Source organism: Microbacterium sp. B19, assembly GCF_000333395.1.
In the GTDB taxonomy this organism is placed as follows: domain Bacteria; phylum Actinomycetota; class Actinomycetes; order Actinomycetales; family Microbacteriaceae; genus Microbacterium.
In genome coordinates, this window is sequence record NZ_BADA01000397.1 from 1 (window position 1) to 6,789 (window position 6,789).

The window sequence follows — 6,789 nt, forward strand, 5'->3', positions numbered from 1 at the left end:
CGCGGATGATCGTGCGCTGGCGGCCGGGCGTCGCGAGGATGTCGTTGTAGTCGGCGATGCGCGCTTCGAGCTCCTGCGCTTCGTCGACGATCTTCTGGCGCTCGAGAGCGGCGAGGCGGCGCAGCTGCATGTCGAGGATGGCCTGCGCCTGGATGTCGTCGATGTCGAGGAGCTTCTGCAGTCCCTCGTTGGCATCCTGCGCCGTCGGAGACCGGCGGATGAGGGCGATGACCTCGTCCAGCGCGTCGAGTGCTTTGAGGTAGCCGCGCAGGATGTGCATGCGCTCCTCCGCCTTGCGGAGGCGGTAGCGCGTGCGGCGGACGATGACCTCGATCTGGTGCTCGATCCACAGGCTGATGAACCCGTCGAGCGGCAGCGTGCGGGGCACGCCGTCGACGATCGCCAGCATGTTGGCGCCGAAGTTCTCCTGCAGCTGCGTGTGCTTGTACAGGTTGTTCAGCACGACCTTGGCGACCGCGTCGCGCTTGAGCACGATCACGAGGCGCTGACCGGTGCGGCCCGACGTCTCGTCGCGGATGTCCGCGATGCCGGTGATCTTGCCCTCGCGGGCGAGGTCGCCGATCTTCACCGCGACGTTGTCGGGGTTCACCTGGTACGGCAGCTCGGTGATCACGAGGCACGTGCGGCCCTGGATCTCCTCGATGTTGACCACGGCGCGCATCGTGATGGATCCGCGACCCGTACGGTACGCGTCCTTGATGCCTCGGGTGCCGAGGATCTGCGCGGCCGTGGGGAAGTCGGGCCCGGGGATGCGCTCGATGAGCGCTTCGAGCAGTTCCTCGCGGCTGGCATCCGGGTTCTCCAGCGCCCACAGGGCGCCCGCGGAGACCTCGCGGAGGTTGTGCGGCGGGATGTTCGTCGCCATACCGACGGCGATGCCGACCGAGCCGTTGACGAGCAGGTTCGGGAAGCGCGCCGGGAGGACCGTCGGCTCCTGGGTCTGACCGTCGTAGTTGTCCTCGAAGTCGACGGTCTCTTCCTCGATGTCGCGCACCATCTCGAGCGCGAGGGGAGCCATCTTGGTCTCGGTGTACCGGGGAGCTGCTGCACCCTGGTTGCCGGGCGAACCGAAGTTGCCCTGGCCGAGCGCGAGCGGGTAGCGCAGCGACCACGGCTGCACGAGACGCACGAGGGCGTCGTAGATCGGGGCGTCACCGTGGGGGTGGTAGTGGCCCATGACCTCGCCGACGACACGGGCGCACTTCGAGAACGACTTGTCGGGGCGGAAGCCGCCGTCGTACATGCCGTAGATCACGCGGCGGTGGACGGGCTTGAGTCCGTCGCGCACGTCGGGCAGGGCGCGCCCGACGATGACGCTCATCGCGTAGTCGAGGTAGCTCCGCTGCATCTCGAGCTGGAGGTCGACCTGGTCGATCTTGCCGTGGTTGTGGGCGGCTTCTTCGCGCGCGCCGGCGGGCTCGGGAGTGGTGTCGTCAGCCATGGATTCTCAGTTTCGTATCGAGTCGACCGGGATCAGATGTCGAGGAAGCGGACGTCTTTGGCGTTGCGCTGGATGAAGCTGCGCCGCGATTCGACGTCCTCGCCCATGAGCACCGAGAAGATCTCGTCCGCCGAGGCGGCGTCGTCGATCGTGACCTGGCGGAGCGTGCGGGTCTCGGGGTCCATGGTCGTTTCCCAGAGCTCGTGGTCGTTCATCTCGCCCAGACCCTTGTAGCGCTGGATGCCGTTGTCCTTGGGGATGCGGCGACCGGCGGCCTGGCCCTCGACGAGGAGCGCGTCGCGCTCCCGATCGCTGTACGCGTACTCGTGGGGGTGGTTCGACCACTTTAGGCGGTACAGCGGCGGCTGGGCGAGGTAGACGTACCCGGCCTCGATGAGCCCGCGCATGTAGCGGAAGAGGAGCGTGAGCAGCAGCGTCGTGATGTGCTGGCCGTCGACGTCGGCATCCGCCATCAGGACGATCTTGTGGTACCGGGCCTTGGCCATGTCGAAATCTTCACCGATGCCCGTGCCGAAGGCCTGGATCATCGCCTGGACTTCCTTGTTGCCGAGCGCACGGTCGAGGCGCGCGCGCTCGACGTTCAGGATCTTGCCGCGGAGGGCGAGGATCGCCTGCGTGTGCGGGTCGCGACCCTGCACCGCCGAGCCGCCGGCGGAGTCACCCTCGACGAGGAAGATCTCGCTGATCGACGGGTCTTTCGAGGTGCAGTCCTTGAGCTTGTCGGGCATCGCGGCGGACTCGAAGACGCTCTTGCGACGCGCGGTCTCACGCGCCTTGCGGGCGGCCAGACGCGCGGTGGCCGCGTCGATGGCCTTCCGGATGATGTTCTTCGCCTGCGTGGGGTTGCGGTCGAACCAGTCGCCGAGCTTGTCGCCGACCACCTTCTGCACGAACGCGCGCGCCTCGGTGTTGCCGAGCTTGGTCTTCGTCTGACCCTCGAACTGCGGCTCGGACAGCTTGACCGAGATGACGGCCGTGAGACCCTCGCGGATGTCCTCACCCGTGAGGTTGTCGTCCTTCTCCTTGAGGAGGTTGTTCGCGCGTGCGTAGCGGTTGACCAGGGTCGTCAGCGCGGCTCGGAAGCCCTCTTCGTGCGTGCCGCCCTCGTGCGTGTTGATCGTGTTCGCGAAGGTGAAGACGTTCTCGGTGTAGGCCGTCGTCCACTGCATCGCGAGCTCGAGCGCGATGTTGCGGTCGGTGTCCTCGGACTCCACCTCGATGATCTCGTCGTTGACGACGTCGGCCTTGCGGACGCGGTTCAGGTGCTCGACGTAGTCGACGAGGCCGCGCTCGTAGAGGAAGGAGTCGTGGCGTGCGACGGCCGTCTCCTCGCCGGGCTCGCCCTCGGTCACGATCGACTGCGGTCGCTCGTCGCGCAGGCTGATGCGCAGCCCCTTGTTGAGGAACGCCATCTGCTGGAAGCGGGTCCGCAGCGTGTCGTAGTCGAAGTCGACGGTGTCGAAGATCGTGGCATCCGGCCAGAACGTGATCGAGGTCCCGGTCTCTTCACTCTCTTCGCCCTGCGCGAGGGGGGCCTGGGGCACGCCGCCGTCGCGGAACGACTGGCGCCACACGTGGCCCTGACGCTTCACCTCGACCTCGAGGCGCGTGGACAGCGCGTTCACGACCGACGAACCGACGCCGTGCAGACCACCCGACACCGCGTAGCCGCCGCCGCCGAACTTTCCGCCGGCGTGGAGGACGGTCAGGACGACCTCGACGGTCGACTTGCCCTCGGTGCGGTGCATGTCGACCGGGATGCCACGGCCGTTGTCGATCACGCGGACGGCGCCGTCCGAGAGGATCGTGACGTCGATGGTGTCGCAGTAGCCGGCGAGGGCCTCGTCGACCGAGTTGTCGACGATCTCCTGCACCAGGTGGTGGAGGCCCCGCTCACCGGTGGAGCCGATGTACATGCCGGGACGCTTGCGGACGGCCTCGAGACCCTCGAGCACCTGGATGGCGTCTGCCCCGTACTCGTTGGGAACCTTCGCGGGGTGCGGGGCGGACTCGGCTACGGGTTCCTCGGAAACGCTGTCGGGGTTTTCGGACGTCATGACTTCGCGAGCTCCAGATCGATTCGTCGGAACCTCCATCCTATCGCGCGGGGCCTCCTAAATCGGTGTGTACGCCCCTAGGAGGGGAGAAATCATGACGAACCAACCCCGACCATGGCTCAGCCGTAGGTATCGCGCGGGCCACGGCCTGGAACGGCTCTCGTCCCCCATTTCCAGGAGGGGACGTCCGGCCCGATGAAGCGGATCGCTTCAACCCCCGCCTCGGGGAACCGTCGGATGATCTCCGACAGGATGTGCGCGCGCATCAGCTGCAGCTGCTTCGCCCACGCCGTCGAGTCGGCCTGGACCGTCAGCATTCCGGCATCCAGGGCCACCGGACGCGTGTGCGCGGCGGTGTCGGCGCCGGCGACGTCGTGCCACGTACGGACCAGGTCCTCGCGCGCGAGCTGCGGCTCCCACCCGGCGGATTTCGTCAGCGTCGAGAGGACGTCGCCGAGCCCGCGCGGGTCACGCCCGGGCGTGAACGGGGCGTTCTCGCCGTCGTCGGCCCGGCGACGCCGCTTCTTCTTGCGGTACGGCGACGGCTCGAGACCGCGCAGACGCAGATACGTCGCGAGGGTCTCGGGGAGTTCGGGCTCGTCAGTCATCGGCATCCTTGATCCGGCCGGCCTCGACCCGGACGACGTGCGCACGCAGGCCATCGGGCACGTCTTCCTCCACCGCCGAGGTCACGATGACCTGCTCGTACCCGGCAGCCAGTTCGGCGAGGCGCGTGCGACGACCCGCGTCGAGCTCGGCGAACACGTCGTCGAGGATCAGCACCGGATCCCCCAGGCGCGACTCGGCGCGGAGGAGTTCGGCGGATGCCAGGCGCAGAGCGAGCGCGACCGACCACGATTCGCCGTGGGACGCGTATCCCTTCACCGGCAGCCCGCGCACCTCGAGGACGAGGTCGTCGCGGTGAGGACCCACGAGCGTCAGTCCGCGCTCGAGCTCCTGGGGTCGACGGGCCGCCAGCGCCGCGCGGAACTGGTCGGCGAGCGACCCGGTCGTGCCGGTGTCGGCACCCGCGTCGCCTTCTTCGGGGTCGCCGCCGACGACCGACAACGCCCAGCGCAGACGCGGATCGTGGTCGGCACCCGCGATCGCCGTGTACGCCTCGGCCACGGGGGCGGAGAGATCGGATGCCAACGCCAGCCGCGCTTCGATGACCTCGGTGCCGAGGGACACGAGCTTGTCGTCCCAGACGTCGAGCGTGCCGAGGGCGTCTCCGCGGACTCCGCGCGCGCGTGCCGACTTGAGGAGGGCGGTGCGCTGGCGGAGCACGCGGTCGTAGTCGGCGAGGACGCCGGCGAGTCGAGGGGCGCGCTGGACGATGAGCTGGTCGGCGAACCGCCGGCGGGCGGAGGGGTCGCCGCGCACGATCTGGAGGTCCTCCGGCGCGAACAGCACGACCTGCGCGTAGCGGGGAAGCTCGGCCGTGCGGACGTTCACGCCGTTGACCCGCGCCTTGTTCGACCCTTGGCGGTTGAGCTGCAGCTCGAGCAGCACGCTGCGTTCACCGTGTCCGAGACGCGCGCGCACGATCGCGGCATCCGCTCCGTCGCGCACCATCGGGGCGTCGCTCGAGACGCGATGCGAGCCGAGGGTGGCGAGGTAGGCCACGGCCTCGACGAGATTGGTCTTGCCCTGGCCGTTGCGGCCCACGAAGAGGTTGGCCCCCGCGGAGAGCGAGACGTCGGCGGCCGCGTAATTGCGGAAATCCGTTAGTCCGAGCTGCTCCACGATCACCGGGTCAGACTACCCGCCGCCCCCGACATCCGCCGGGGCCCGGCCCGCTCAGCGCAACAGGAGGTTCGGCTGCAGCAGGTACTTGAACGAGCCTTCGCCACCCTTGTCGACCGAGGTCTGCGGGGTGATGAGCACGGGGCTGAGCTTGTTGGCGTTGTCGCTCGAGGTGAACGTGATCCGCGCGAACTCGCTGCGCACGGCACCGAGGGACTCGAGCAGGTACTGCGGGTTGAGGCCGAGGGTGACCTCGTCGCCGACGAGCGTCGCGTCGACGGACTCCGTCGCGCGCGCCTGCTCGGTGCCCGAGGCATCCATCGACACCCCGTCGGGGCCGAACGTGAACCGCAGCGGCGCAGAACGGTCGAGCACGAGCGCGACACGGCGCACGGCCTCGGCGAGCTCGGCGGTGTTGACGACGCTGTGGTGCTCGGTCTGCGCGGGGAAGAGCCGGCGCACGGGCGGGAAGTTGCCCTTGATGAGCAGGGACGTCACGGTCTTGTTGCCCGACGAGAACGCGATGATCTCGCGGTCGCCCGAGCCCGAGAACGCGATCGAGATGTCGCCGCCGTGCGCGAAGGTCTTACCGACCTCCTGCAGGGTCCGGGCCGGCACGAGGGCGGTGGTGGGCTCATCGGATGCCGCGGACCCGCCGTCCCAGGGGATCTCACGCAGCGCGACGCGGTAGCGGTCGGTGGCGACGAGGCTGAGCTGCGTGCCCGTGACCTCGAGCTGGACGCCGGTCAGGACGGGCGTGACGTCGTCGCGCGACGCGGCGAAGGCCACCTGCGCGATCGCGGTCGCGAAGTCGTCGGCCGGGACCAGACCCGATTCACCGGTGACCTCGGGGATGGCCGGGTACTCCTGGACGGGCATGGATGCCAGCGTGAAGCGCGCCGAGCCGCACGTGAGCAGGATGCCGCCGTCGTCGTCGACCGCGATCTGGATGGGGGCGTTCGGGAGCCGGCTGGCGATGTCGGAGAGTAGACGGCCGTGGACGAGGATCGTGCCCGGCTCGTCGACGGTCGCCTCGATGGTCGTGCGCGCGGATGCCTCGTAGTCGAAGGCCGCGAGGGTCAGACCCTGTTCGTTCGCCTCGATCAGCACACCCGCGAGGATCGGCTGCGGGTTCCGCTGTGGCAGGAGCTTGACCACGAACGAAACGGCTTCGCTGAAGACATCGCGATTGACGTGAAACTTCACGGGCGCTCCCTTGACGGCGGTATGGCTTACCCATGCTAGTGCCCGACCGCGTCGGCACACGTCGACCCGCTTTCGCACCACGAGGTCATCGGATCTCTGTTAACTCATCAATGGATTCTTCATCTTGTTAACAGCTGTGGAGAGTGTGGATAACTCGCGCGATGCGTGTTAACAGCAGGGAACTACACGGCTGTGACCTGTGGACGCGCTGCGGAGAGCCTGCGCAGTTAACACGATCGGGTCGACGCCGGTTCGAGTCTTCCTCCACAGGCATCCGCGTGTCGTTCACATTCTCCG

5 protein-coding genes are annotated in these 6,789 nt (G+C 68.2%); all 5 read right to left on the bottom strand.

Going from position 1 to position 6,789, the window contains the following annotated elements; translation table 11 throughout:
* The coding region (locus tag I5G_RS14200; RefSeq protein ID WP_022879648.1) for a DNA gyrase subunit A at positions 1-1,462 on the bottom strand (1,462 nt) is incomplete at its 3' end.
* A 32-nt stretch (positions 1,463-1,494) separates the two neighbouring features.
* Positions 1,495-3,540, bottom strand: a complete 2,046-nt coding sequence (gene gyrB / locus I5G_RS14205) for a DNA topoisomerase (ATP-hydrolyzing) subunit B (protein WP_022879649.1) — start codon at positions 3,538-3,540, stop codon at positions 1,495-1,497.
* A 119-nt stretch (positions 3,541-3,659) separates the two neighbouring features.
* A complete protein-coding gene (locus I5G_RS14210; protein ID WP_022879650.1) occupies positions 3,660-4,148 on the bottom strand; it encodes a DUF721 domain-containing protein in 489 nt (162 codons plus the stop codon).
* Positions 4,141-5,292, bottom strand: a complete 1,152-nt coding sequence (gene recF, locus I5G_RS14215; protein WP_022879651.1) for a DNA replication/repair protein RecF — start codon at positions 5,290-5,292, stop codon at positions 4,141-4,143. Before recF ends, I5G_RS14210 begins: the two co-directional genes overlap by 8 nt.
* A gap of 48 nt (positions 5,293-5,340) precedes the next feature.
* Positions 5,341-6,492 carry a DNA polymerase III subunit beta gene (dnaN, locus tag I5G_RS14220; RefSeq protein ID WP_022879652.1) on the bottom strand — a complete coding sequence of 384 codons (1,152 nt, stop codon included), beginning with the start codon at positions 6,490-6,492 and terminating at the stop codon, positions 5,341-5,343.
* Positions 6,493-6,789: the final 297 nt, after the last annotated feature.